The organism is Gordonia sp. JH63, assembly GCF_009856645.1.
GTDB classification, from domain to species: domain Bacteria; phylum Actinomycetota; class Actinomycetes; order Mycobacteriales; family Mycobacteriaceae; genus Gordonia; species Gordonia hongkongensis.
Window position 1 is genome coordinate 1,439,928 of the sequence record NZ_CP047235.1, and the last position, 26,459, is coordinate 1,466,386.

24 protein-coding genes are annotated in these 26,459 nt (G+C 67.1%); 18 read left to right on the forward strand and 6 right to left on the reverse strand.

All coding sequences use genetic code 11. The features are described 5' to 3' along the window. Positions 1-2 precede the first annotated feature (2 nt). Positions 3-653 (reverse strand): hypothetical protein, encoded by a 651-nt coding sequence (locus tag GR168_RS06515; protein ID WP_203235902.1) that lies wholly within the window; start codon positions 651-653, stop codon positions 3-5. A 193-nt stretch (positions 654-846) separates the two neighbouring features. Here GR168_RS06515 and GR168_RS06520 point away from each other — a divergent pair, with 193 nt between their 5' ends. Then, on the forward strand, positions 847-1,485 hold the full coding sequence (locus tag GR168_RS06520; RefSeq protein WP_203235903.1) for a DUF1707 domain-containing protein: 639 nt from the start codon (positions 847-849) through the stop codon (positions 1,483-1,485). Between the two features lie 6 nt (positions 1,486-1,491). Here GR168_RS06520 and GR168_RS06525 read toward each other — a convergent pair whose 3' ends face one another. After that, on the reverse strand, positions 1,492-2,427 hold the full coding sequence (locus GR168_RS06525) for an AEC family transporter (RefSeq protein WP_159370341.1): 936 nt from the start codon (positions 2,425-2,427) through the stop codon (positions 1,492-1,494). Between the two features lie 61 nt (positions 2,428-2,488). Between GR168_RS06525 and GR168_RS06530 the strand changes: the two genes are divergently transcribed. The 6 genes from GR168_RS06530 (at position 2,489) to GR168_RS24225 (ending at position 6,406) form a co-directional block, all read left to right on the forward strand. Further along, a complete protein-coding gene (locus GR168_RS06530) occupies positions 2,489-3,223 on the forward strand; it encodes a DUF4190 domain-containing protein (protein WP_159370342.1) in 735 nt (244 codons plus the stop codon). A 151-nt stretch (positions 3,224-3,374) separates the two neighbouring features. After that, positions 3,375-4,325 carry a DUF4190 domain-containing protein gene (locus GR168_RS23740; protein WP_203235904.1) on the forward strand — a complete coding sequence of 317 codons (951 nt, stop codon included), beginning with the start codon at positions 3,375-3,377 and terminating at the stop codon, positions 4,323-4,325. A 180-nt stretch (positions 4,326-4,505) separates the two neighbouring features. Beyond that, a complete protein-coding gene (rpmF, locus tag GR168_RS06540; RefSeq protein WP_004020060.1) occupies positions 4,506-4,679 on the forward strand; it encodes a 50S ribosomal protein L32 in 174 nt (57 codons plus the stop codon). 118 nt (positions 4,680-4,797) lie between these two features. Further along, a complete protein-coding gene (locus GR168_RS06545) occupies positions 4,798-5,406 on the forward strand; it encodes a TRIC cation channel family protein (RefSeq protein WP_065630225.1) in 609 nt (202 codons plus the stop codon). A 334-nt stretch (positions 5,407-5,740) separates the two neighbouring features. Continuing rightward, complete coding sequence (locus GR168_RS24220; protein ID WP_159370343.1) at positions 5,741-6,175, forward strand: hypothetical protein; 435 nt, start codon at positions 5,741-5,743, stop codon at positions 6,173-6,175. Between the two features lie 6 nt (positions 6,176-6,181). Further along, positions 6,182-6,406, forward strand: a complete 225-nt coding sequence (locus GR168_RS24225; protein ID WP_159370344.1) for a hypothetical protein — start codon at positions 6,182-6,184, stop codon at positions 6,404-6,406. Positions 6,407-6,537: 131 nt separating this feature from the next. On the opposite strand, the gene GR168_RS06560 is transcribed toward GR168_RS24225, so the two are convergent. Then, complete coding sequence (locus GR168_RS06560) at positions 6,538-7,308, reverse strand: SDR family oxidoreductase (protein ID WP_159370345.1); 771 nt, start codon at positions 7,306-7,308, stop codon at positions 6,538-6,540. A gap of 193 nt (positions 7,309-7,501) precedes the next feature. Here GR168_RS06560 and GR168_RS06565 point away from each other — a divergent pair, with 193 nt between their 5' ends. The 6 genes from GR168_RS06565 to GR168_RS06590 all read left to right on the forward strand — a co-directional run bounded on the left by GR168_RS06565 (position 7,502) and on the right by GR168_RS06590 (position 13,811). Next, entirely contained in the window at positions 7,502-8,425 is a 924-nt protein-coding gene (locus tag GR168_RS06565) for a diiron oxygenase (protein WP_159370346.1), read from the forward strand. Then, on the forward strand, positions 8,425-10,044 hold the full coding sequence (locus GR168_RS06570; RefSeq protein WP_159370347.1) for an FAD-dependent oxidoreductase: 1,620 nt from the start codon (positions 8,425-8,427) through the stop codon (positions 10,042-10,044). Before GR168_RS06565 ends, GR168_RS06570 begins: the two co-directional genes overlap by 1 nt. Positions 10,045-10,123: 79 nt before the next feature. Continuing rightward, positions 10,124-10,474 carry a DUF2834 domain-containing protein gene (locus GR168_RS06575; protein ID WP_065630220.1) on the forward strand — a complete coding sequence of 117 codons (351 nt, stop codon included), beginning with the start codon at positions 10,124-10,126 and terminating at the stop codon, positions 10,472-10,474. 117 nt (positions 10,475-10,591) lie between these two features. Next, positions 10,592-10,939, forward strand: coding sequence for a molybdopterin oxidoreductase (locus tag GR168_RS06580; RefSeq protein ID WP_065630247.1), 348 nt, complete (start codon positions 10,592-10,594; stop codon positions 10,937-10,939). Continuing rightward, positions 10,939-13,446, forward strand: a complete 2,508-nt coding sequence (nirB, locus tag GR168_RS06585) for a nitrite reductase large subunit NirB (protein WP_159370348.1) — start codon at positions 10,939-10,941, stop codon at positions 13,444-13,446. The genes GR168_RS06580 and nirB overlap by 1 nt, the downstream gene beginning before the upstream one ends. Next, positions 13,443-13,811 (forward strand): Rieske (2Fe-2S) protein, encoded by a 369-nt coding sequence (locus tag GR168_RS06590; protein ID WP_065630218.1) that lies wholly within the window; start codon positions 13,443-13,445, stop codon positions 13,809-13,811. The genes nirB and GR168_RS06590 overlap by 4 nt, the downstream gene beginning before the upstream one ends. A 23-nt stretch (positions 13,812-13,834) precedes the next feature. Here the strand turns inward: GR168_RS06590 and GR168_RS06595 are convergent, their stop codons facing one another. The 3 genes from GR168_RS06595 to GR168_RS06605 form a co-directional block, all read right to left on the reverse strand. Further along, a complete protein-coding gene (locus GR168_RS06595) occupies positions 13,835-14,911 on the reverse strand; it encodes an IS110 family transposase (protein ID WP_159370349.1) in 1,077 nt (358 codons plus the stop codon). A gap of 473 nt (positions 14,912-15,384) precedes the next feature. After that, on the reverse strand, positions 15,385-15,669 hold the full coding sequence (locus tag GR168_RS06600) for a GIY-YIG nuclease family protein (protein ID WP_159370350.1): 285 nt from the start codon (positions 15,667-15,669) through the stop codon (positions 15,385-15,387). A gap of 343 nt (positions 15,670-16,012) precedes the next feature. After that, positions 16,013-20,128 (reverse strand): bifunctional nitrate reductase/sulfite reductase flavoprotein subunit alpha, encoded by a 4,116-nt coding sequence (locus GR168_RS06605; RefSeq protein ID WP_159371851.1) that lies wholly within the window; start codon positions 20,126-20,128, stop codon positions 16,013-16,015. Between the two features lie 240 nt (positions 20,129-20,368). Between GR168_RS06605 and GR168_RS06610 the strand changes: the two genes are divergently transcribed. The 5 genes from GR168_RS06610 (at position 20,369) to GR168_RS06630 (ending at position 26,426) form a co-directional block, all read left to right on the forward strand. Then, positions 20,369-21,055 carry a response regulator transcription factor gene (locus GR168_RS06610; RefSeq protein ID WP_058251501.1) on the forward strand — a complete coding sequence of 229 codons (687 nt, stop codon included), beginning with the start codon at positions 20,369-20,371 and terminating at the stop codon, positions 21,053-21,055. Then, a complete protein-coding gene (locus GR168_RS06615; RefSeq protein WP_159370351.1) occupies positions 21,055-22,593 on the forward strand; it encodes a HAMP domain-containing sensor histidine kinase in 1,539 nt (512 codons plus the stop codon). The genes GR168_RS06610 and GR168_RS06615 overlap by 1 nt, the downstream gene beginning before the upstream one ends. A gap of 206 nt (positions 22,594-22,799) precedes the next feature. After that, positions 22,800-24,284: a trypsin-like peptidase domain-containing protein gene (locus GR168_RS06620; protein WP_159370352.1), complete on the forward strand. Its 1,485-nt coding sequence runs from the start codon at positions 22,800-22,802 to the stop codon at positions 24,282-24,284. Positions 24,285-24,396: 112 nt separating this feature from the next. Next, positions 24,397-25,065 (forward strand): molybdenum cofactor synthesis domain-containing protein, encoded by a 669-nt coding sequence (locus GR168_RS06625; RefSeq protein ID WP_058251498.1) that lies wholly within the window; start codon positions 24,397-24,399, stop codon positions 25,063-25,065. Between the two features lie 704 nt (positions 25,066-25,769). Then, positions 25,770-26,426, forward strand: a complete 657-nt coding sequence (locus GR168_RS06630) for an MspA family porin (RefSeq protein WP_068970897.1) — start codon at positions 25,770-25,772, stop codon at positions 26,424-26,426. The last annotated feature ends 33 nt before the right edge of the window (positions 26,427-26,459 follow it).

The following is a 26,459-nucleotide window of genomic DNA, read 5'->3' on the forward strand; positions in this document are numbered from 1 at the left end:
TGTCAGACGGTCTTCGGCTTTCGGCCGGCGATGATCCAGAGCACGATGCCCACCAGTGCGAGCAGGCCGCCGAATCCACCGCCGACGACTGCGAGCAGCACGCCGCCGACACCGCTGAGGATGCCGGACGCGTCGATGGATGCGACGACGGCCGGCGAATCGCACTGGAACGAGTAGGTGCCGGATTCCACGACCTCGAACGAATCGAACGATTCGACCCCGGAACCGTCGAAGGTGAACTCGGTCGTCGAGTTCGTACCCGACGCCAGCGCAGCGGGACCGGTGATCTCGCAGGCGGGTACGCCGTTCGTGCTGCTGCTGAACAACTGGAACTCGTCACCGGCGTCGTAGTACTGCTCGGCGGTGGGGTTGACCTCGAACGCCTTGTCGGCCACGTTCCCGATACCGGCGATCGCCATGACCACCCCGACGGTGACCGACAGGACCAGGATCAGCACACCGAGCAGGGTCAGGATCTTGCCCCACCGTCGCATCCCGGCCCGGTCCTTGCGCGGGGCGGGCGGCGGCGGGTACCCCGGGTACGCGGGTTGTCCATAGCCGCCCGATAGCGGGTGACCGCTGCCGGGGAAGGGCGACTGCGGATGGTTCGGCTGGCCGTACGGGGACTGGCCCGAATCGTAGGGCTGACTCATGTTCGCCTCCGATGTACGCCGGTCGGCCGTCCCGCCCGGACGTGTTGGATTATGCCGCTCGGCCGGGTCTTTCGTCGGGCAGTTGTCCAGAGGGGTCGTCGATGCGAGGTACCGGCCCGACGACTCCTCGGGGTCGTCTCCGGGGAAAGATCAGGGTGGTCGTGCCGAACTCGGACAACTAGGGTTTCCAGACGTGACCCAACCCGGCGATTCACCGATGCCCGACGACCGGCGTGCCCGACTCCGCGCCGCGGATGCGGACCGCGAACTGGTCCACGAGATCCTCTCCGCCGCCATGGCGCACGGCAGCCTGTCTCCGGTCGAGTACGAGGAGCGAGCCGGAAAAGCGGTCCTCGCCAAGACCTTTGGTGACCTCGACGCCCTGACCGACGATCTCCCGGTGGCACAGCTCGGCGTCGTCATGCCTGCGGCCAGCCTGTCCCCGGGCCCGCGGGTGACGGGCGGCAGCGCGGTCACGGCCGTCCGCCACCGGTTGGCCATCATGTCCGGGAGCGAGCTGTCCGGGACAGCGGTGGTCGCCGATCAACTCACCGCCACCGCCATCATGGGCGGGGTCGAACTGGACCTTCGCGAGGTGGAGTTCACCGCGCCGGTGCTGACGATCCAGTGCGTGGCGATCATGGGCGGGGTCGAGATCAAGATGCCCGACGGAGTGACCGTCGAGATCGGGGGACTGGGCATCATGGGCGGATTCAGCGGCCGGTCGCAAAAGGCGTCCCGGCCCGGCGCGCCGGTGGTACGGGTGACCGGACTGGCGCTGATGGGCGGCGTCGACGTCAAGTACGTGCACCGGGAGGAGCCCGACGCCTGAGGAAGTTCAGGCGAGCAGCAGTGCGATGATCATGATGGTGGGTATCGACGTGAGCGTCGTGATCAGTGCCGTGTCCCGGGCGAGGATCTGGCCGCGCCGGTAACGGGTCGCGTACACCAGGACATTCTGCGCGGTCGGCAACGCCGCGATGACCACCTGCGCGAACAACGCCTCGCCGGTCTGCCCGAATCCCCAACGGGCGATGGCGTAGACGGCCAGCGGCATGACGATCATCTTCAGCACGCTTGCCAGTGCGATGTCGCGGCGGGGGCTCGCACCCTTCTTGAACACCGCGACGCCGGTGAGCGACAAGCCGAATGCCAGCAGCGCCGCCGGCACCGAGGCGTCACCGAGCATCTTCAGCGGGGACATCACGGCCGCGGGCGGGGTCCAACCGATCAGCGAGACCGACAGACCGGCGAGTCCGCCGACGACGATCGGATTGGTGATCGGCGCGACGAGCGAGTCCCGCAGCAGCGATCTTCCCGAATCCCGGTCCAGCGCGGTGAGATCCAGCGCGAGCAACGCGATCGGTGAGTAGATCAGGATCTGGAACAGCAGCAGCGGCGCGATGAACGACGCGTCGTCGAGAACGAAGATCGCGATCGGAAGACCCAGATTGACGCTGTTGACATACGACGACGACAGGCCGCCAATCACGAGTTCGGGAACCGCGCGTCGAAACCACAGTTTGGCGACGACGACGTACAGCGCACCGATCAGAAACGCGCTGCCGCCCGCGATCACCAGCGTCGAGGAGAAGACAACCGACAGATCGGAGGTGACCATGGAGTGGAACAGCAGCGCCGGTGTGAAGACGAAGAACACCAGGCGGGAAAGGACTTCGTGGGCGTGGTCGCCGATGACACGCGTGCGCCCGAGGAGATATCCCACCCCGACTACAATGAAGATCACCGTGAAGCCGGAGATGACGCCAGACACCGGTTGAGTCTAATCGTTAGGCTGGTGAACACATCGTGTCGGATCTACATGGGGGTTGTGCGTGAGTTATCCACCGGGACAGGGCTCGGGCCAGGGCCAGGACGACTGGGGTACGGTGCCGAGCTCGGGGTCCTCGGGCAACTCGGGTCCCAACCTCTCCAAGGGTGACCAGGGCCAGGGTCCCGCACCGGAGTACGCGCCGACCGAATACGGCCAGACCTACCAGCCGGGTCCGTCGTCGGACCCCTATGGCCAGAACGCCTACGGTCAGAACCCTTACGGTCAGGAGCAGTACGGGCAGAGTCCGTACGGATCGCCGGCCGGCAACCAGGGCTACGGGACGCCGAGCCAGGATCCCTACGCACAGCCGCCGGGTGGGTCCTACGGTCAGGTCAACGATCCCTACCAGGCGCCGGCGTACGGCGGCGCGTACGGGTCGCAGAACCCCTACGGCGCGGCACCTTACGGCGGCGGTTATGGATACGCGCCGCCGCAGAAGACCAACGGCAAGGCGATCGCGGCCCTCATCTGTGGCATCGTCGGCGTCGTCTCGCTGATCGCCTGCTTGTTCTTCTCGTTCTTCCTGTCGATACCGGTCGGCATCGCGGCCGTCGTGCTGGGGTTCATGGCGCGACGGGACATCGAACAGTCCGGTGGCACGCAGAGTGGTTCGGGGATGGGCCTGGCCGGGATCATCACCGGCGCGCTCGCCATCGTCGGTGGCGTGGTGTGGACCGTTCTGTTCATCGTCCTGATCGTCGCCGGCGACACGAGCTCCTCCACCTACTACTACTGAACGAATTTCGGGCCGATCCGGGGTCGTGTTCATCGACTCCGGCCCAGTTCGGAGCCCTTTCTCACTAAGCTGTGCGTGACGCACGGCCAGTTGGTCGTGCATGCATCTCCCCGCGTTGTCCCGCTGCGGCACAGCTTGTGAAAGGCATCCGATGACCACTCCGACCGGGGGTAGCGATCCGACGGATCCGGCCCAGGCACCGCAATCCCCACCGTCCGGCCCACCTTCGGACACCTCGGCAACCGACCCGTCGCCGTGGGAACCGACCCAGAAGGCGGCGGTCCCCGACGAGGTGCCGGACTCGGTGCCGGTGACCTCGACACCCGGGGCCGGACCGGATGACACGGATATTCCCGAGTCGCACAGTCCGGCCGACGGTGTCACCCGGGTCATCCGCACCGGTGGACCGTCGAATCCGTCCGCTGCACAGCCGGTTCCGCCGCCACCCGCGCCCAGTGGCCCCGGGGGCCCGGGTCCGGGTGGCCCGGCCCCGTCCGGTTACGACGCCACGCGCGTGATCTCGACGCGGTCCCCGGCGGGACCGCCACCGGGACAAGCCCCACCACCTCCCCGGCCGGGATTCGGTCAGCAGCAGGGATACGGACAGCAGGGTTACGGACAGCAGGGCTACGGCCAGCCGCAGGGTTACGGACCGCCGGGTCAGGGGCAACCCGGCCCCGGCCGGCCGGGATACGGCCCCCCGCCGGGGTACGGTCAGCCCCCGCAGGGTCCGCCCCCGGGTCGGTCCGGGCAACCGTTCGCCGCGCCCGGTGATGCCCGATCCGCGGAATCGGCCTCCGCCGACTCCCGCCCCGAAGGCGGCCGGCCCGTCGACGCCGACGGCCCGTCGACCAACAAGCTGGCCGTGGCCGCCCTGGTGGCCTCCCTGCTGGGTCTCCTGTGCGTCGGGGTCGGCGGCCTCGTCGGGCTGGTGCTCGGCATCGTCGCGCGGAGACAGATCGCGGCGTCGGGTGGCAGGCAGACCGGTGATGGGGTGGCGCTCACCGCGGTCATCATCGGGGCGTTCATCATTGTCGTGTGGGTTGCATACTGGGTGGCCATCGCGTTGACCGACCTCCGATCGCCGTGGGGCTACCTCTGAAGTAGGCGACCCCGGGCGCGTGCGGATCGGCCATTTTGGAATCGGGCGTCCTCGCCAGGTAGTCTGGTCGGGTTGTGTGCCGCGGCCGCGCCGGGTCGAGGGGTGCACTGATGGGGCCGATCCAGTGATGCCAGGCGTCACCACCGGCCACGCAGACCACAGTAGGAGAAGGGCTCAACCATGGCTGTACCGAAGCGCCGGATGTCGCGGGCGAACACCCGTAGCCGTCGTTCGCAGTGGAAGGCGGAAAACCCCGCACTGCAAGAAGAGAAGGTGAACGGCGTCCCCGTGCGGATTCCGCGTCGCCTGGTCAAGGCGGCTCGCGCCGGTCTCATCGACCTGGATCGTCGCTAGCCTCGTTCGGTCGCCGGACCGGCGCCGCACTGTCATACCGATGACCGCCCCTGGTTCGCCCGGGGCGGTCATTCGCGTGCTGACCGACCGGCCTTTCCCTGGATAGCGAGGTGATCTCGTGGTGCTCGACGTGCTCAACTTCGCGGGTATCGCGGTGTTCGCTGCGTCGGGGGCGATGCTCGGGGTCCGCAAGGACTTCGACATGTGGGGGATCATCACCGTCGGCGTGCTCACCGGGGTCGGCGGCGGCGTACTACGCGACGTCCTGCTGGGGATCACCCCGCCCGCGTCGATCAGCGGGTGGGGTCCCATCGTCACCGCGACGGTCGCCGGCCTCGTCGTCTTCTTCTTCCATCCCGCCTTCACGGCACTGCACCGGTCGATACTTGTGCTCGACGCATTCGGGATGGGGCTCTTCGCGGCCACGGGTGCGAGCATCGCCCTCGACGTCGGGGCGAGCCCGTTCGCCGCGACGACCGTCGGGCTCCTCACCGCGGTGGGTGGCGGCGTGCTCCGCGACATGATCTCGAACGAGATCCCGCTCCTCCTCACACCCGCCGACCTCTACGCCGTACCCGCGGTACTCGGTGCCGCCATCGTCGCGGTCGGCGCGACGTACACCTCGGCGGCGCACTGGATCTGGCTCGTCGTCGGATCTGTCCTCGCGACCGCGCTGCGCCTGGTGAGCCTCCGGTTCGCGCTGCGGCTCCCGACCGCACGACGCTGACCTTGCCGCAAACCCACCCTTTCTCCGTGAACCCACCCGGTCCGAGCGCGGTGGATCTACGGAAAAGGGGTGCGTTTGCGGGTCTCTCGACGCCGCCGAGTCGAAGTGCCTTCTTGATCTGCGCGTAGAAGCGCGCCTTGTCGGCGAGGTCCGGCCATGTCCACCGCACGACGGTGTACCCCTGCGCGCGCAGCCTGTCCTCACGCGCCTTCTCTTCGACCACCGTCTGCCACGCGGGCTCGTCGCCGAGGCCGCCGCTGTACTTGATCATGCCGTCGAATTCGCCTATCACCCTGTTCGCCAGCAGGAAGTCGACGCGAGCGATGAACACGCCGTGGTCGTCGAAGATCTTGACCTGCTGTCGTGGTATCGGCAGGTCGGGGAACTCGAGCATGACTGCGCGACTGAGGGATTCGCCGATGCTCTCCGACGATGCGTTCGCGTGTGCCAGCGCGCGGCGGAGCATCTCGACACCCTTGAATCCTTGGCACGAGTCGAGGATCTGTCTCATCCGGTCCGGATCGGCGTCACGTCGAAGCGCGGCGTCGAGCACCGCAAGGGCCTGCCGGTTGGTTCCCAGTCGGGCGACATCACATGCCGTGCGCTCGATGGATGTCACCGTGACCCCGTCGATGACGTCGATGTCCTGCGGCTTGACGGTGGCCTGATGTCTGACGATGTGCTTGGCCCGTTTTCCAACTTTCGGCGACGTCACATGGACCTGCGACAGGTCGGGCCACAGCATCGGCAACCTGTGCATGGCAGCTGACGAAGTGTGACTGAAGATCCGACCGGGTCGTCCGGCCCTTGCCGCAGCGATGACGGTCAAGCGGTGCTTCTCGACTGCCTGGAGTTCGCTGACCGCGGTGAAGTCGGCCAACGCGCCCGGCCAGAGCCGCACGAGGGTCTTGTTGCCGACCATGTGCTGCAACTGTTCATCACTGATGTGGGTGCCGGCGGTTTCTTTGCGGAGAATCAGGCCATGCGGGTCGGTGGGTAGGTCCATACGAATCAGACGCACGAATGCGCCGTCCGGACCCACCTTCCGACAAACCCACCCCTTCTCCGTAGACCCACCTGGTTCGAGAGTGGTGGGTTCACGCAAAAGGGGTGGGTTTGCGGGTGGTGGGACTACTGCGCGATGTACTTGTTGACCGCGCGGTTCAGGAAGTTCGGGATGAACTTGGCGGCGTTCTGCAGGAACAGGGTCTGCGCGCCGACGGAGTAGCTGGTGCGGTGGAGCAGTTTGTCCTGACGGGTCGGGTGCACCGACTCCCAGATCTTCTCGGCGACCTGTTCGGGAGTGATCCGGATGCCCAGGGTCTTCGTCGACTTGGCGCCGCCGGTGGCGAGGGCGGTCTTCGCCCACAGGGGCCAGATGCTGACGACGCGGATGTCGTCGTGCTCCCATTCCAGTTCGAGCGCCTCGGTCAGGCCCGCCACGAAGAACTTGGTCGCCGAGTAGACCGCGATGCCGGGCTGGCCGTAGATCGCCGACGCCGATCCGATGTTCACCAGGTGCGCGCCCGGCGTCTTCTTCAGGTACGGGTATGCGGCCTGGGCGCCGAGCGCGACGCCGAGGGCGTCGATGTCGATCTGCCGCTTGATCTGGTCCGGCGTGATGTGGTCGATCTGGCCCTCGTGGAGGATGCCGGCATTGTTGTCGAGGACGTCGAGTGTGCCGCCGGTGCGCGAGGTGAACTCGGCGAGAGCTTCGGCCCACTGCTCCGGCTCGCGGACGTCGAGGGTGCCGGTGATGAAGTCGGGATGGTCGGCCTTCACCTTCGCCAGCGCGTCGGCATCGACGTCGTAGACGCCGACTGTCCACCCGTCGCGGCCGAAACGCTCCGCGGTGGCGAGACCGATTCCGGCAGCGCCGCCGGTGATGAAGATGGAGGGCATGGAGAACTCCTTGCAACTGAACGGACGGCTTCGACGCCGCTGACCTGCGAGGACGATCCTCGGCGCTGAACTTACCGGTGAGTATATTCGTCGATTCGTTTACTCGGTCACACGGCGGTGCTATCTTGACAACACGCATTGTCATTACATCGATCATTGTCACGATCGACGACGACCGGGAAGTGAGTTCTCCATGACCGCCGCGATGGAACGATCCGAGAATGTCATCAGTCTCCGGGACCAGGGCACCGAAGAGGTCTCGGCACGGCTGTTGGCGTCGGCCGACCGGCTGTCGCGCAACGCGATGACCGAGATCGACTGGTCGAAGCCGATGGACCCCACCAAGTACGGGTGCAGTCCGGAATGGTCGTCGCTGTACGGGACCGCGTACTGGGACGAGCTCACCGAGGAACAGCGGATCTCGGTGACGCGCCACGAGTTCGCCTCGATCATGAACATCGGGATCTGGTTCGAGATGATCCTGCAGGAGATGGTCATCCGCGACCAGTACCTCGGCGACTACCACGGTTCGGAATTCCAGTTCGCGCTCACCGAGGTCGCCGACGAGTGCCGACACTCGTTGATGTTCGCCAAGGCGTCGGAGAAGATGGTCGGCGCCTCCTACCATCCGTCGAAGAAGGTCTCGCGCCTCGGCAAGATCTTCATGCAGACCGCGAAGAACGAGGTCGCCTACGCCGGCATCCTGGTCGCCGAAGAGGTCCTGGACGTCTTCCAGCGCGGCTGCATGCGCGACGACCGCGTGCTCGACTTCATCCGCACGGTCAACGAGATCCATGTGCTCGAGGAATCGCGCCACATGAAGTTCGCGCGCGAAGAGGTGCGTGACTCGCTGGAGGGCGTCAGCTGGGCGCGCCGCCAGTTCAGTGCGTTCGCGGTCGCCGTCGGCGCCTACTTCATCGTGACGAGTCTGGTGCAGCCCAAGGCCTTTGCCGACGCCGGGCTCGACGTCGACCGCGCGGTCCGGGAGATGCGCAGCAACTCGCACTTCCACTCGATGATCCGCAGCAGCTGCGCGCACCTCATGGAATTCCTCGACGAGGTCGGACTGTTGACCAAGCCCGCCATGCGGTACTACCGGAAAGCGCACATGCTCTGATGTTCGTCATCACCCAATCGTGTTGCAGTGACGCAGCATGCGTGGCCGTGTGCCCGGTCAACTGCATCCATCCGACACCGGAGGAGCGCGGCTTCGGCAGCTCCGACATCCTGCACATCGACCCCGAGGCGTGTATCGATTGCGGCGCATGCGCCGACGCCTGCCCCGTCGACGCCATCTACCCGGCGGACAAACTCGGCACCCGCGACAAGGTCTTCATCGACATCAACGCGGACTACTACAAGACCAACCCGGAGGTTCGCTCGGGCTGGGCGCCCATCGGTGACGACTCCGCGTCGTCGATCACTTATCCGGACGTGCCGAAACTGCCTGCGGGACTTCGGGTCGCGCTGGTCGGAACGGGTCCCTCCGGTGGGTACGCCCTGCGCACGCTGCTCGACCGCACCGAGGCGCAGGTTACCGTCATCGACAAACTCCCCACTCCCGGTGGGCTCGTGCGCGCCGGTGTCGCCCCGGATCATCCGGGCACCAAGGGCGTGCTGCGCGGATTCGACCTGCTCTACCGCGATCCGCGCGTCACGATGCTGACCAACGTGACCATCGGCGACGGTCCCGACCAGATCACGCCGGCCGAACTGGCCGAGCACTTCGACGCGGTGTTCTACGCGGTCGGAGCGAGTGAGTCGCGGCGCCTGGGTATTCCGGGTGAGGACCTCCCGGGGTCGACGTCGGCCACCGATCTCGTCGCCTGGTACAACGGCGTGCCCGGTGTCGATGCCGGGCCACCGCTGCGCCGCGGAACCGCCGACGACCCGGCGACGGGTCGTGCGGTCGTGGTCGGTACGGGCAACGTCGCCCTCGATGTCGCGCGAATCCTCGTGTCCCCGCCGGATTTGTTGGCCACCACCGACATCGCCGACCGTGCGCTCGAACTGCTCGCCGAGCAGAATGTCCACGAAGTGGTGCTGCTGGGCCGTCGCGACCAGGCGTCCGCGGCCTACACCGCGGCCGAATACCGCGCGCTGTCGGAGATCCCGGGTGTCGAGGTCGAGGTGATCGAGGACGCCGAATGTGCCGATCTCGCCCGGTTCCGTCATCCCGCCGACCCGAAGCGCCGGCGGATCGTGTTCCTGTTCCACAGCAGTCCCGAAGAGATCACCGGTGATTCGCAGGTCGAGTCGATCACGGTGCGCACGGGGGAGGGGCGTCACCACGTCGCCACCGATCTCGTGGTGCGCTCGATCGGCTATCGCTCCACCCCGATCCCGGGTCTCACCTTCGACGACGCGCGCGGCGTCTTCAGCAACGTCGACGGCCGCCTCGTCGACGAGACAGGTGCGATCGTGCCGGGCGGATATGTGCTCGGCTGGGCCAAGCGCGGACCCAGCGGCGGCATCGGCGCCAACAAGATGTGCGCGACGCGGACCGTCGAGGACTTCATCGCCGACGCCGCGGCGGGCCGGCTGCCGCGGACCGAACGCGAGCCCGGAGCCTTCGGTGCGTTGGTGCGCACACGCGTCCGGACGGTGATCGGCTACCGCGGGATGCGGGCCATCGACCGTCGCGAACGGCGTCGCGGCCTCGAACAGGGCCGGCCCCGTGTGAAGTTCACCCAGGTCGCCGAGATGGTGGGCGCCGCGGGATGGCGTCGGACCTGACGGCCACCGCTCCGGTTTCGGGCCGGGGTGCCGCTCTGCCGTGCCACCATCGAGGTTCCGACGCGTCGAGGAGGGCCTGATGACGACCGATTCCGACCAGAAGTGGCGAGAGCGATCATTGTTCCTCGTCTTCCTGTCCGCGCTGGTCACGCAGAACGCCATCGCGATCCCCTACGTACGACAGAACGGGCCGGGGTCGGTCAAGGACTTCTTCGTGGGGGACATCCTGAAGACGACGCCCGGACGGTTCGCGATGGTCGACCTGACGTTCGTCGTCATCGGCTTCCACGTGTGGGCGCTCGCAGAGGCCCGCCGCCTGCGCATCCTGCCGTGGTGGCTGGCGTCGGTCGTGCTGACCTTCGGCGTCGGCATCGCCACCGCGATCCCGTTCTTCTTCCTCGCCCGGGAGCGTGCGCTGGGGTCGCGGTAGCGGCGTCGCGCGCGCCCGCTGGCGCTCTCGCGGGCGGGCCGGGCCGGTGAGAACCAGACAACGTCGCCGTAACACCGAGGCAAGTCGCATTTCATGCGCCTCGCGGATAGTGGCGGCATGTCGAGCACTCCACAATTCCTGCAGGGTGTCTACGCGTTCTCCGGGTCGGGCCTGTCGAAGCCGGGACCGATCGATGCGTCGCTGACCTTCGTCGTCCCGCCCGGGATGACGGCTCAGCCGTTGTACTTTCGCGGCGGCAACAGCTGCGACGAACTCATCTGTGTGACCCTGGTTCGCGACGGCACGCCGATGCGGATGTTCCCGATGGGCGCGAGGTCGTCGGTCAACGTGCCGTTGCGGGTCGTCGAAGACGTGGAACCCGACACCACGCTGGAGCTCCTCCTCGCCGCGCCGGAGGGCGCGAGCGGTGAGGTCGTCGTCGACTTCGGGATGGTCATCTTCTGATGGGGGACGAGCACGTGACGCCGCCGGTTCCCACGCGTCGGTTGGTCGTGGTCGGCAACGGCATGGCCGGCGCGCGCACCGTGGAGGAGATCATCTCCCGCGGCGGCCGGGAACAGTTCGCCATCACCATGATCGGCGACGAGCCGTACGGGAACTACAACCGGATCATGCTCAGCCACGTGCTGGCCGGGGAGACCGCGGTCGACGACGACGACCTCATGCTCAACCCGATGGCGTGGTACCGGGAGAACGACGTCACGCTCCACTCCGGTGATCGCGCCGAGTCGATCGATCGGTTCGCCAAGACGGTGACCTGCGCGAGCGGACGGGTCATCGAATTCGACGTGCTGATCATCGCGACCGGGTCCCACACGTTTTTCCCCAACATGGACGGACTCCGCGAGTCCGACGGCCGGCTCGCACGCGGCGTGTTCGGCTTCCGCACCATCGAGGACACGAACGGCATGCTGCAGATGGCCGAGTCTCGCGACAACGTGCGCGCGGTGGTGATCGGCGGCGGGTTGCTCGGACTCGAAGCCGCCTACGGACTGCAAACCCAGGGTGTGGCCGTCGACGTCGTGCACTCGCCCGGGCACCTGATGAACCAGCAACTCGACGAGCGCGGCGGCAAGGTGCTGCGCAACCAGATCGAGGCGCTGGGGGTCGGTGTCCACACCGGCAAGCGGACGACGGCGGTGTTGCGCAACGACGACGGGACCGTCGCGGGAGTCGGTTTCACCGACGGCGATTCGCTGCCCGCCGACATGATCGTGGTGACGGCCGGCATTCGTCCCAACGTCGAGATCGCCCGCGGCGCAGGTCTGGTCGTCGAGCGCGGCATCGTCGTCGACGACCAGATGCGTTGCGAGGACGAGGCCTTCATCTACGCGGTCGGGGAGTGCGCGCAGCACCGCAGTGAGGTGTACGGTCTCGTCGCACCGCTGTGGGAGCAGGCAGTCGTGCTCGCCGACGTCCTCACCGGCGCGAATCCGGCTGCCGAATACCATGGTTCGCGACTGACCACCAAGTTGAAGGTCGCCGGTGTCGACGTCGCGGCCATGGGGGTCAAGGGACCGGAACGCGAGGACGACGAATTCGTCCAGTTCTACGAACCACGCAACGGCGTCTACAAGAGCGTCGTGGTCCGTGACAACAAGCTCATCGGAGCGATGCTGCTGGGCGACATCTCGAAGGTCAACTTCCTCACGCAGGCCTTCGACGACAAGGTACCGCTTCCCGACGAACGCATCTCGATGCTGTTCGACCTGGGCACCCCCAGCGCCGAGACCGGGGCGGCCGAGCTCGCCGACGACGTGCAGGTGTGCAACTGCAACGGGGTCACCAAGGGCGACATCGTGGCCTGCGTGGCATCGGGATGCACGAGCGTCGGCGAGGTGTGCGCGAAGACCCGCGCCGGCAAAGGATGTGGTTCCTGCAAGGGGCTTGTCGCCGACATCGTCGAACTCGCAGCGGGGGACGAGCTCACCGCCGACGCGTCCGCCGATTGGTACGTCCCGGCCATCCCGCTGACGAAACCCGAACTGATAGATGCCATCCGACGGCAGGACCTGCGGTCGGTCAGCGAGGTGTTCGACAAACTCGCACCCGGCGGCGAGGACGCGACGGCGAAGATGCCGCTCGCCTCGCTGTTGCGGATCATCTGGGGCTCGGAGTGGAAACGCGAACCCGGTGCATTGTTCGTCAACGACCGGGTGCACGCGAACATCCAGCGTGACGGCACCTTCTCGGTGGTGCCCCAGATGAAGGGCGGGGTGACGTCACCCGAGCAGTTGCGCAAGATCGCCGACGTCGCGGAGAAGTACTCGATCCCGATGATCAAGGCGACCGGTGGGCAGCGACTGGATCTGCTCGGCGTGAAGAAGGAAGACCTGCCAAAGGTCTGGGAAGATCTCGGCATGCCGTCGGGGTACGCGTACGGCAAGAGCTTCCGGACGGTCAAAACCTGTGTCGGCACCGACTATTGCCGATTCGGTCTCGGCGACTCGACGCAGCTCGGCATCGACATCGAGACGCGCTACCAGGGTCTGGAGTCGCCGGCGAAGCTGAAGCTCGCGGTGACCGGGTGTCCGCGCAATTGCGCCGAGGCGCTGTGCAAGGACTTCGGCGTGGTCGCGATCGGTGACGGCAAGTGGGAGATCTACGTCGGTGGCGCCGCCGGCGCGCACATCCGCAAGGGCGACCTGCTGGCCACCGTGAATTCGGCCGACGAGGTGATCCGGTTGTGCGGCATCTTCATCCAGTACTACCGCGAGCAGGGCAAGTGGCTGGAGCGGACGTACGCATTCGTACCGCGCATCGGCATCGAGGAACTCCGCGCGATCATCGTCGACGACCGTGACGGACTGGTCGCCGGGTTGCAGGAGGGGATCGACGCCGCGGTCGAGGCCTACGTCGATCCCTGGCTGGACCGCGCCGAACCCAAATCGCCCGCGCAGTTCACCTCGGCGCTTCCGCTGCTGCCGCTGCCCCGGGTGCCGGTCCGATGACCAGCGTGTCGGCAGACGCCGGCGTCGTCGTGGGGCAACTGGACGACCTGCAGGTCGGCGAGAGCCGCGCATATGCGATGCAAGACAGGCAGATCGCGGTGTTCCGCCTGACCGACGGGACCCTGCGCGCCACCGACGCCGTCTGCCCGCACCGCGGGGGACCGCTCGCCGACGGCCAGTTCGATCTGGGCAAGGTCGTGTGTCCGTTGCACCAGTACGCCTTCGAACTGGCCGATGGCCGATGCACCTCGGACGGTATCGACTCCATCGGCGTCTACCGCGTCGAGGACCGGGACGGGGACATCGTCGTCTGGTTGGGTGCTCCTGCGGGCGTTGGTGACAAACGAATGCTCCCTGAGGTGTGAGGAGCGATAGCGACGAGAGGGTCCTATAGCTTGTCAAGTGCTCCGAGGTCGGTGGTGAGGTCGCGGAACACTTCGCGGGCGATGTAGCGCTTGAGGCAGCGGAGGATGTCTTTCTTCGTTTTGTGTTCGGCGGAACGCCGCTCGACGTAGGCGCGGGTGGGGGCGTGGGATTTCATGCGTCCGACCGCGATCATGTGCAGAGCACTGTTGGCTTGCCGGTCCCCACCCCGGTTGAGCCGGTGACGGCTGGTTTTGCCTGAGGATGCCGGTAACGGGGCGGCGCCGACGAGTTTGGCGAACCGTGCCTCGGTGCCCATCCGCTCGACGTTGTCACCGGCGGTGATCACCAGGCGCGCGGCGGTGATCGGCCCGATCTGCGGGCGCGAGAGCAGGGTGGGTACCAGCTTGCTCAGCAGTCGTGTGAGTTCGCGGGCCAAAGACCGGGCTTGTTGTTGGGCGAGTCGGTGTCGGTCGAGCAGCGACCGCGCCGCGCGCACGAACGCCGCGGCCGGCCCGGACAGATCAGCTTTCTCGGCCGGCACCGGTAGCCCTTTGATGAACGCTGCCCGCTTGGCGATGGTGCGCGCCTGGCGCGCTTGATCGGCGTACTCGACCGGTGCGGTGGTACACAGATCACGGATCTGGTTACCGATGCGGGTGGCTTCCTCGACGGCCGAAGCCCTTGCCACGGTGAGCATCCGAACAGATTCGACCGCGCCGCGGGTGTCTTTGGCCACCGCGGTCGCGCGGCCGGTGATGACTGCCATCGCTGCGGCGTAGGCATCGAGTTGATCGGTCTTACCGTGGGCGTAGCGGCGCGGCAGATCGGGGGTGTTGACCTCGATCACTCGCACCCCTTCAGCGGTGAGCATCCGGGTCAACCCGGCCCCATAGGAGGCGCTCGATTCCACTGCGGCATCCTCGACGCGGCCGAAGCCACACGCCCACTGCCACAACTGGGTGTAGCCGGCGGTGGTGGTCGGGAACTCGCGATCGGCCAGCGGGCGGCCGTCGGTGGCGACGATCGCGGCGTGGTGGGTCTGTTGATGGGTGTCGACTCCGAGTACGACCACTTGCGTGGTCACTGCTGTCTCAGCCATTCTGGCGGTGTCTCCTTCACTGCGGTGTGGGATGACCTCACCGGGGCGGGTGGACAGGACAGTGAAGAGTCACGGCCTACCAGCCAGACAGGGTCCTAATCAGGTCACACCCGCCCCGGTCCTCACAGGTCACTTGGTGCAGGTGATCGACCGCAGTTCCGGGCCGACACATCTCGCCCATGACAGCACCGTCAGCCACGAAGTAAGTCAGACCCAAACCCGGTCAACCACCCACACCCATTCTCACTGCCACGAAGGGCCTGGTGAGACGCGTTGCGGTGCCCTTCGTGGCTCGCTTCGCTCGCACCTCAGGAGGCATGAGTTCAGTCGCCCAGGAGTGGTCTTTCGTGGCCCACGACGGCCGTCAGGCCGGAGACCCTGATCTGTGAGGAGCGATAGCTACGAGCCACGGGGGGCTGGTGACGGCACTGAAAGTCCTCCTGCACGTTTGTTCACAAAGCCTCGTGTCAATGTCAGCGTGGGCGACCGCCCCTGCGCCCTGCCCGGGCGCGAAGTAGATCGATATCCCCGTCGATCAGTGCCTTCTTCTTCGCACGAGACCAGCCGTGAATTCGTCGCTCGATCGCGTAGGCGTCGTCCAGTGACAGTTCAACCGACCACGCCAGCCTCACCGGCTGGCGGTGAGCAGTGAAACCAACCTGCGCCGAGCTGTGTTGGCGTAACCGATTGTCGAGGTCGCGCGTGCTTCCGACGTAGTACTTCCCGTCCGCGCACTCGAGGATGTATACCGATGCCATCGCAGTATCGTGGAAGATTCTGGCAGCCCGTGGAACGTATGTACCCCCCCTGTGGAGAGTTCGCGGCAGCTCGCGTCGCCTGGGTACTCCGACTTGCGTTGCCCTTCGTGGCTCGTCGCTTGCGCTCCTCGCACCTCAGGGAGCATAGGGAAGCGTCGCACCTCAGGGAGCATAGGGAAGCGTCGCACCTCAGGGAGCAAAGGGAAGCGTCGCACCTCAGGGAGCATAGGGAAGCGTCGCACCTCAGGGAGCATAGGGAAGCGTCGCGCCTCAGGGAGCGTGTGGGGTCACCCTCCGTAGGCTCCGGGCCTCCTCAGGGAGCGGAAGGCGTTGCGAGGGCTTGTCAGTACACGTCCCGCACATAGCGTTTGTCGGCTGCGAGTGCCTTGACGTACGACTCCGCGCTCGCGGGGGAGCGGCGACCGTACTGCGCGACAATGCCTTTCAGTGTCGCGTCGACGTCCTTGGCCATCCGTGTCGCGTCGCCGCAGACGTAGACGTGAGCGCCGTCGTGCAGCCACTGGTAGAGCTCCTCGCCGTGTTCGCGCATCCGGTCCTGGACGTAGATCTTGCGATCCTGATCGCGCGAGAACGCGACGTCGAGGCGGGTGAGCAGTCCGTCGCCGAGCATGGTCGTCAACTCGTCGCGATAGTAGAAATCGGTCGCCGAGTACTGCTCGCCGAAGAACAGCCAGTTCTTCCCGGTGTGCCCCAGGGCCTCGCGTTCGCGAAGGAAACCGCGGAACGGGGCGATGCCGGTGCCGGGGCCGATCATGATCATCGGGGTGTCGGGATCGGCCGGCGGCCGGAAGTGGCTCGTGGAGGTGACGAACACGCCGATCTCGTCGTCGGCGCGGTCGGCCAGGAAGGTCGAGCAGACACCACCGCGCGGCGTGCCGAACAGGTTGTAGCGCACGGCCGACACCGTCAGTTGGATCTCGTCAGGACTCTCCAGGGGACTCGATGAGATCGAATACGACCGGGGGACCATCGGTTTGAGGACCTGCATCCACTCCGAGGCGTCGGCGGTGACGGGATGATCGGCCAGCACGTCGACCGACTGTCGCCCCCATGCCCAGTCGTTGAACTGCTGTTTGTTCCCCGGTGCGATGAGCGTCCTGAGATCGGCGGAACCGGTACGGTCGGCGACGAAACGAATGAGATCCGGTGTCACACGAGCGAATTCGATGCGGTCGCGCAGGGCGATGTGCAACGCGACCTCATCGCCGCCCACGGTCACCGACGCGTCGGCGTTGAGGCCGGTGCGGTCGAGGAACTCCTCGACGAGCGTCGGGTCGTTGCGCGGCCAGACCCCCAGCGCGTCCCCGGCCTGGTACGACATCGTGTCGGCGGGCAAGTGGAACCCGAAGTTACGCACGTCCTTACCGGAACCCTCGGAGTTGAGCTTGACGTTCCGCACGAGCGAGGTGAGCAGCGGCTTCTTCCGCGAATAGGCCGGCGCGGAACGTACCGAGGGCGCCGCCGCGGAGTCGGCCGGTTCACTGACCACGGTCACCCGGTCACCGGTCACCCCCGAGGTGGGTGCCCGGTTCGACATGCTGATCGCCCGGATGACCTCGGTCAACCAACCGCCCGCCGTCTCCTCGAAGTCGGGTTCGCAGTCGACGCGCTCGAGCAGGCGACGGCCACCCAGTTCACCGATGCGGGTGTCGAGTTTGCGTCCGTGGCCGCAGAAGTCGTCGTAATTGGAGTCGCCGAGCGCCAGCACCGCGTAGTCGACACCGGACAGGTCGGGTGCGTCGTCGGAGTTCAGCGCGTCCCAGAACGATGTACCGTTGTCCGGCGGATCGCCGTCCCCGGTGGTCGAGGTGACGAACAGGGCCGTGCCCTTCAGTTCGCCGACCTCGACATCGTCCATCGACCGGGCGTCGACCCGGAGGCCGCTGGCCTTGACGCGCTCGGCGGCCTCTGCGGCGAGCTCCTCGGCGTTGCCCATCTGCGAGGCCCAGAGCACCGTCACCGTGTCGGTGTCCGGTTCCGACGGCGATGAGTCGGACCGGGGGACAGCGGGATCGGGTGCGGCGGCCGCGCGGGAGTACAGGCCGGCGAGAACACCTGACACCCAGACGCGGAGCTCGGCACCCAGCGGCGCATCGGCCGGGAGCACTGGACTGCCCGCGGGTGAGTCGCCCACGCCGGCCACCAGACCGGCCAGGTAGAGGCGCTCGGCGGGGGTCATCGCAGGCGCCTTGACACCCGAGACCCCCAGTGCGACCCCGAGTTCCGTCGAACCCGCGGCGACGACCGGCGCATCGTCGACGTCACCGCGCGAACCGGGCACCCGGATCAGGGTCACCGCACACACTTTCAGCTCCGGCTGCTGCGACAACGGATCCACCGCGTCGGCGGTGACGGCATTGATCGCCAGGTGTTCGCCGAAGACGTCGTTCCAGTGAAACGGTACGAAGCAGTTGCCGGGTCGCACGCGGTCGGAGATCCGCGCCGGCAACACCGCCCGGCCGCGACGGGACGCCACCTCGACCTTGTCCGCGGCGGTGATGCCCAACCGGTCGGCATCGTCGGGATGTATCTCGACGAAGGGCTCCGGGTTGAGTTTGTTGAGCTTGGCCACCCGGCCGGTCTTGGTCATGGTGTGCCACTGATGGGGCAACCGGCCCGTGTTCAGCAGGAAGGGGTAGTCGTCGTCGGGCATCTCGGCCGGGTCGAGGTGGGGACGGGCGAAGAACTGGGCGCGGCGGCTGGGGGTGGCGAACGCGAGGCGCGGCGTCGACCCGTCGTCGAGGCGGTGGAGAGTCTGACTGCGACCGTCGTTGAGATACCGGATCGGGTTGCGGGCACCGGTGTCCACCGGATCGGGCTCGCCGTCTTCGGCCGGCGGGCACGGCCATTGCATCGGCGTGCGGCGGAGCCGGTCGTAGGTCACCCCGCGCAAGTCGTAGCCGGTGTTCGGGTTCGCGAACCGTTTGATCTCCTCGAACACCTCCTCGGCGCTCGCATAGTCGAAGGCGTCGGCGTACCCCATCTCGGCGGCGATGCGCGCGATGAGCTGCCAGTCCGGGATCGCCTGTCCAGGGGCGTCGAGCGCGGGTTCGAACAGGGTGAGGTTGCGTTCGGAGTTGACCATCACACCGGTCGACTCCGACCACAGCGTCGCGGGCAGCACCACGTCGGCGTACTGGTTGGTCTCGGTGTCGACGAAGGTGTCCTGGGTGATCACGAGCTCGGCGCGCTCGAGTCCCTCGATGACGGTCTTGCGATTCGCCACCGAGGCAACGGGATTGGTGCAGATGATCCAGCACGCCTTGATCTCGCCGTCGGCCATCCGACGGAACATGTCGATGGTGCCGCCGCCCACGTCGGTGCGCAGGGTCCCGGCCGGAACACCCCAGACACCTTCCACGAACTCACGGTCCGCCGCGGACACGACAGCGCGCTGGCCGGGCAGTCCCGGGCCCATGTAACCCATCTCGCGCCCGCCCATGGCGTTCGGCTGTCCGGTCAGTGAGAACGGTCCGCTGCCGAGCCGGCAGATCGCGCCGGTGGCGAGGTGGAGGTTGATGAGCGCGTTGGTGTTCCAGGTCCCGTGGGTGGACTGGTTGAGGCCCATCGTCCAGCAACTCATCCAGTTGGCTGCGTTGCCGATGAGCTCGGCCGCGGCCCGCAGGTCCGACGCCGCGATCCCGGTGATCGATTCGACGACATCCGGCGGGTACTGGGCGGCGAAGTCGGGGATCTGGTCGAAGCCGTCGGTGAACGACTCGATGAACTCGGTGTCGGTGTGGCCGTTCTCGATGAGCAGGTGCAGCAGGCCGTTGAGGAAGGCGAGGTCGGTCCCGGACCGGATCTGCAGGAACAGGTCCGCCTTGTCGGCCGTCGCCGTGCGTCGAGGATCGACGACGATCAGCTTCGCCCCGGCCTTGACCCGGTCCATCATGCGCAGGAACAGGATCGGGTGACAGTCGGCCATGTTGGCACCGATGACCAGGAAGACGTCGGCGTGGTCGAAGTCCTGGTACGACCCGGGCGGCCCGTCGGATCCGAGCGACAGTTTGTATCCGGTCCCGGCGCTCGCCATGCACAGCCGCGAGTTCGACTCGATCTGGTTGGTGCGCAGGAATCCCTTGGCCAGCTTGTTCGCCAGGTACTGCGCCTCCAGCGACATCTGGCCCGACACATACAGGGCCACCGCGTCGGGCCCGTGCTCGTCGACGATGTCGCGCAGGCGTCGCGCGGTGTCGGTGACGATGGCGTCGAGTTCGGCGGGCCGGAGCTGGCCGCCCCGATCGTCTCGGACCAGCGCGGTGGACAGGCGCCCGCCGGCGGCGAGCATGTCCGCGGTGGTGGACCCCTTGGTGCACAGTCGCCCGAAGTTCGTCGGATGATCGGGCCGGCCGATCGTCTTGGTGACGCGGTCGGAATCGTCGTCGAGCTTCATCTCCATGCCGCAACCGACACCGCAATAGGCGCACAGCGACATCACCGATCGGGACACGACAGATCGAGTCGGGGCAGACAGGGTCACGGGTTCCAGCGTCGGAGGTCGATGTTTCGCGACCCGAAGCCCGGCGTTACGCATCCATCAACTTGACCTCACAGAACTCGGTCCCCGATGTGAAAGGCCGCCGGAACCGCAGGTGAACGCCGACTCCGTCACTTGAACGGGTGGGTTTCGGCGTTGCTCAGCCGGATCTCAGCCGGGGTGGATAAGACTGTAGCCATGCGCATCCTCGTGGTCGATGACGATCGGGCCGTCCGGGAGTCGTTGCGACGGTCGCTCACCTTCAACGGCTACAGCGTCGAGACCGCGGGCGACGGCATCGAGGCACTCGAGAAGATCCTGGCCGACCGGCCCGACGTGGCGATCCTCGACGTGATGATGCCTCGGCTCGACGGCCTCGAGGTGTGCCGCCGGCTCCGCTCTGCCGGTGACGACCTCCCCATCCTGGTGCTGACCGCACGCGACTCGGTGTCCGAGCGGGTGTCGGGCCTCGACGCCGGAGCCGACGACTACCTGCCCAAGCCGTTCGCCCTCGAGGAACTCCTCGCCCGGTTGCGGGCGCTGTTGCGCCGTGCCTCGCCGGACGAGGACGCGGATTCGGAGACCCTGACGTTCGCGGATCTGTCGCTCGATCCCGTCACCCGCGACGTCACCCGCGGCGAGCGCTCGATCAGTCTGACGCGCACCGAGTTCGCCCTGCTCGAGATGCTCATGGCCAATCCGCGCCGGGTGTTGTCGCGCAGCCGCATCCTCGAAGAGGTCTGGGGTTACGACTTCCCGACGTCGGGGAATGCGCTCGAGGTGTACGTCGGCTATCTCCGGCGCAAGACCGAGGCCGACGGCGAGCCCCGACTGATCCACACCGTGCGCGGCGTCGGGTACGTCCTGCGGGAGACGCCGCCCTAGTGATCGGCAAGTCGTCGAACTCGACGTCGCGACACCCGAAGACCCGGGATCTCCTCCGCGACCGCCTCACCCGGGCGATCACGGGGCACACCACCGGTGTCGGGTCGGACGAAAAGGAGATGCGGGCGCCGATGCCGCTGATGCGCGCGGTGTCGCTGCGTACCCGCGTGACGATCCTGTCGGCGACCGTCGTGCTGGTCTCGGTGAGTCTGATGGCCGCGGCCGCGTATTTCGTCGTGTATCGCGCGATGTACAACGATGTCGACCAGCAGCTCGAGAGTCGCGCCGACGGGATGGCCGCGCTCGCCCGCGCGGGGGTCCTGCGTACGCAGCCCGAGCAACTGGTGGCCGGAACGGTGTTCTCCACCAACATCTCCATCGCGCTGGTGACCCCCAGCGGCGAGACGTATCTCATCGGTCAGGTGCCGTTCGACGACGTCGAGCGCGGCATCGTCCGGTCGCCGTCCGTGCCCGGTTCCACGCAGCAGAGCCTGCGCACCACGCGCAATCAGCGTGTCCTGACCCGCAAACTCGACGACGGCAACACCCTCGTGCTCGCACAGAGCCTCATCCAGACCGACCGGGTGCTCAAGCGTCTGGCCTGGGTGCTCTTCGTCGTCGGTTGCGGCGGGGTCGCCCTCGCCGCCCTGGCCGGGACGACGGTGGCGCGCGCCGGGTTGCGGCCGGTCTCGCGGCTCAACCGCGCCGTGGAGCGGGTCGCGCGGACCAACGACCTGACGCCCATCCCGGTGACCGGCAACGACGAACTCGCCAAGCTCACGGTCAGTTTCAACGCCATGCTGCGCGCCCTCGACGAGTCCCGGGATCGGCAGGCACGTCTGGTCGCCGACGCCGGACACGAGCTGCGGACCCCGTTGACCTCGTTGCGGACCAATCTGGAGTTGCTGATCGCCGCGAGTCGTCCCGGGGCGCGGGCGGTACCGGAGGAGGACATGGTCGATCTCCGTGCCGATGTGATGGCGCAGATCGAGGAATTGTCCACGCTCGTGGGCGATCTCGTCGACCTCGCCCGCGAGGACGCGCCGGAAGTGGTCTACGAGGAGGTCGATCTCGCCGAAACCGTGGAGCAGGCCCTCGAACGAGTTCGACGCCGCCGCAACGACGTCGAGTTCGAGGTCGACCTCGCCCCGTGGTTCGTGTTCGGCGAGGCACATGGACTGTCGCGCGCGGTGCTGAACGTGCTCGACAACGCGGCGAAGTGGAGTCCTCCCGGCCGCACGGTGAGCGTCGGCCTGACCCAGATCGGGATGTCGACCGCGGAGCTCACCGTCGCCGATGCCGGTCCCGGAATTCCCGAGGAGGACCGAGGTCTCGTCTTCGAGCGGTTCTATCGGTCGACGCAGTCGCGGTCGATGCCGGGATCGGGTCTGGGACTGGCGATCGTGCGTCAGGTGGTCGAACGACACGGCGGCACCGTGGTCGCCGACACGTCGCCGCTCGGGGGAGCGCTGATCCGGATGACCCTGCCGGGCCGGGCAACTGCGGCGGAACCATCCCCGCAGGTGATTCGTCAGTAGAGGAGAAGCGGGTGGCGCCGGGCCGACGACTCGGTTGTCGACGACTGCGAACAGCCTTGAACTCGCCCGGTGTGACCTGGTCTCGGATCACCTAGGGTTGACCGAAGGCGCAGTTCGGGTACGACGATGCCGAGGTGTTGCGGTCCCGGCCCGGCCACTGACAACAAGCACCGGCGCATGGCCGGGCCGACGAGGAAGAGACGAAGATGACGACTGGCGGTTCGCACGGTGACAGCTCCTACGGGGGCGGTCAGCACGGCGGTGGTCAACACGGCGGTGGTCAGCACGGTGGGGGCCAGCCGGGCGGGGGCCACCGCGCGACGTCCGGCAACGAGGCGTCGGGACAGGGCGGGCCGTTCGGTCCGCCGTCGGGCTCCTTCCCCGCACCGGGCGGTCAGGGTTATCCGGGTGCCAACGCGCCGACATCGTCGTACGGCAGGCCCGGGACGAGTCCGTTCCCGCCACAGGGCAACTACGGTCCGGGTCCCGCGTACGGACAGTCGGGACAGCCGCCGTTCGGCTCCCAGCCCGGCTTCGGGAACCAGGGCCCGGACGGCCCCTCGGCCGCACCCGCCAAGAAGAAGAGTGGCGGACGCCTCGTGGCGCTGGGGGTGGCCGGACTCGTCCTGGCGTTGGTCGCGGGCGGTGTAGGTGGCGTGGCCGGATACAACCTCGCCGAGTCGGACGGTGGTTCCAGTTCCAGCAACGGTCCGCTGGGCGGCGATCCCGGCAACGACAACACGACGCCGGTCGCCGCGCCGGCCGGTTCCGTGCAGGAGGTCGCGGCCCGGGTCACCCCGTCGGTGGTCTCCATCGAGGTCGCGTCCGGCGGGGCCATGGGTTCCGGCTCGGGCGTCGTCCTCAGTGAGGACGGCGTCATCATGACGAACAACCACGTCGTCAGTGCCGGCGGCAACGGCCCGGCGTCGAGGGTCGCGGTCAACTTCGCCGACGGTTCGCGGGCCGAGGCCCGTGTCCTGGGGGCCGACCCGATCTCCGACATCGCGGTCATCAAGGTCGACCGCGACGACGTCACACCGATCACCGTGGGCAACTCGAACAACCTGGCCGTCGGGCAGGACGTGATCGCGATCGGTTCACCGCTGGGACTCGCGGGCACCGTCACCACCGGCATCATCAGCGCGCTCAACCGTCCCGTGCTGACCTCGCGTGACCCCGGGACCAACACCACCTCGGTCATCGACGCCATCCAGACGGACGCGGCGATCAACCCGGGCAACTCCGGCGGTGCCCTGGTGAACGCCCGGGGCGCGCTGATCGGGATCAACACCGCGATCGCCACCCTCGGTGGGGGTGAGCAACAGGCCGGTGGCAGCATCGGACTCGGGTTCGCGATCCCGATCGATCAGGCCATCCGGGTGGCCAGGGAACTCGAGGCCACCGGCAAGGCCAGCCACGCCAACATCGGTGTGTCGGTACGGCCGAGCGGTGCGTCCGACGCACCCGGGGCCGTCGTCACCGCGGTGACGCCCGGCGGTCCGGCTGCGAACGCGGGCATCCCCGAGGACGCGGTCATCACGAAGGTCGACGACCGCGTCATCTCCTCCGGGGACGCCCTCGTCGCCGCGGTCCGATCGCACGCACCGGGCGACACGGTCACCGTGACCTACGTGGACAACGGCGCCACCAAGACCGCCCAGGTGAAGCTCGGCACGCTCGCGGCCGGCTGACCGACCACCACAACTGCATCGAGGAGGCTGTTCCGGCGCCCACCGCGGGCGCCGGCACAGCGCAGCACGAACGACCGTTTCGACGGTCCCACCCATCAAGAAAGGGCCTGTCATGTCCGACGCTGCTCCGCGCAACCCGGGTACCACCGCCGTCTCCGCCGAGACCGATCTCGACGAGAACTCACTGGACGTCCGCCTCGCGGGCGGGCCGGGTCCGGTCGACCCCGCCGACGTGGTCGCGGCCGACGCCGCGGCACGGGAATTCGTCGCGCGCCACGAACAGGCCGCTCACCGCCCCCAGGGCGAAGAGATCGGTCGTGCGCTGGTCGTCGTCGTCGACGACGAGGCGGCCCACGGTGAGGACCAGCGTCTGCTCGGGCCGCTCGTGAGCGAACTGCTGGCCGAGGCGGGGTTCCACGTCGACGCCGCCGTGGTCGTCTCCGGGGACGAGGTGGAGATCCGCAATGCGCTCAACACCGCGGTGATCGGCGGAGTGGACCTCGTGGTCTCGGTGGGCGGCGTCGGCGTCGGCGCCCGGGATGTGACGCCCGAAGCCACCGAACCCCTTCTGGACCGGCGTCTGCGGGGTATAGAAGAGGCCGTCCGCAGCTCCGGTCTGGCGGCGGGAGCCACCGACGGCGGACTTTCGCGCGGCCTGGCTGGAATCTCCGGACAGACACTCGTGGTGAACCTGGCCAACTCGCGGGCTGCGGTGCGCGACGGCATGGCAACTGCCGCACCCCTCGCCAAGTACGTCATCGAGTCGATCAGCGAGTTCTGAGCCGGTCGCTCGGCAGGGCCTCCGAGCGGCCCCGAAATCTGTTCAGCAATACAAAGAAAACTCCTGGTTAACAGGGTGACGGGCCACTTTCGATGGGATATCCGACCGGTGGGAACAGAGTCTTCAGAACCCCGGAAATTGCCGATGAACAGCGATGATGACGCCGCGCAGCACCGAGCTGCGCGGCGTCGTCGTCTCGACGCGGTGTTCGGAAACACCCTTCCTGAACTGACTTCAGACGAGAGTGACGAACATCACACAGGGCGCTCTAAGGATTGGTACGAGGCGCAGCGGCCGCCGCATCACGGGTGATTTCGCTCTTTACGTACGTAGTCACATCAGCGTGTTTTCCTGTCGTTAACTTTCGCCGTTCTATCGTTGGCGAATCCGAGATTCACGCTGGTGCGTGCCCTCTTCGTGACACGGCCGAGTCCTCCTGTTGCCCGAGTTGAGACCGCTCCGATAACGTTCGGCTCGACGACGCGCGGTCCCCAGAGTCGGGGACCGGGGGGAGTCCTGCGATCTGTCGCGAGTGACAACGCAGCAGTGACCAGGAATTCGATGGATTCTCAACGACAGCTAAGGCATGCATAAGAGCTGGCTTGGTGGTAACTGTGTGGAAGCCCATCGAACGTCGTGGGTCATGACTTGCGGGTGTGAGTGCATTCCGCGGGGTAACAGCCGAATCCTGTGAGAGGGAACGAATGAGCAAGTTCAGCAAGCTTGGGCTGCGCCGCGCCGCGGGCGCGGTCGCGATCGCCTCGGCCGCGGTCGTGGGCCTGGCCGGCATGGGCGTCGGCGAAGCGGCCGGAGCGCCGCTGCCGAACGGGTACAAAAAGGCGTCGGGTATCGATGGGGAGTCCATCCAGACCTGGCGGACCGGGGAGAACGCGTACCCGATCCCGACCGTCGCGAATAATCCCGCTGCGCGCGGCTTCGTGATCTCGGGCACTTACTCGGCGAAGGCGTCCGCCGGAGTCGGCGGTAAGTTGGCGGTCAAGTACATCGTCGGCTGCCAGGTTGATGTCGGCGGCATCGACCTCGAACTCGGCGGCGGCATTGACTTCGTTGGCGGCGTTCTCGACGGAATCGCCATTGATGGAGCGGTCAGCCTTGGTCTGAAGCCCGGCCAGGTCACCGTTGTCGACATCACCGACAAGGATTTGTCCGATTCGGGCGTCGCGGCGGTTCAGCTGTCGCAGCTGTCGTTCAACCTGAACAAGTGCGGTGGCTTCGCATCGGCCCGTTCGGCAGTGAAGGTCATCGGCGCAAAGGGTTACAGCACCGACGACGGCAAGCTGTCCGGTGAGGGCACCCTCATTCAGTCCACCCTGTACGGCAAGCCCTTCAGCATCGGCTGACCAGGGCGCAGATAACCAGCTTTACCTGACTTG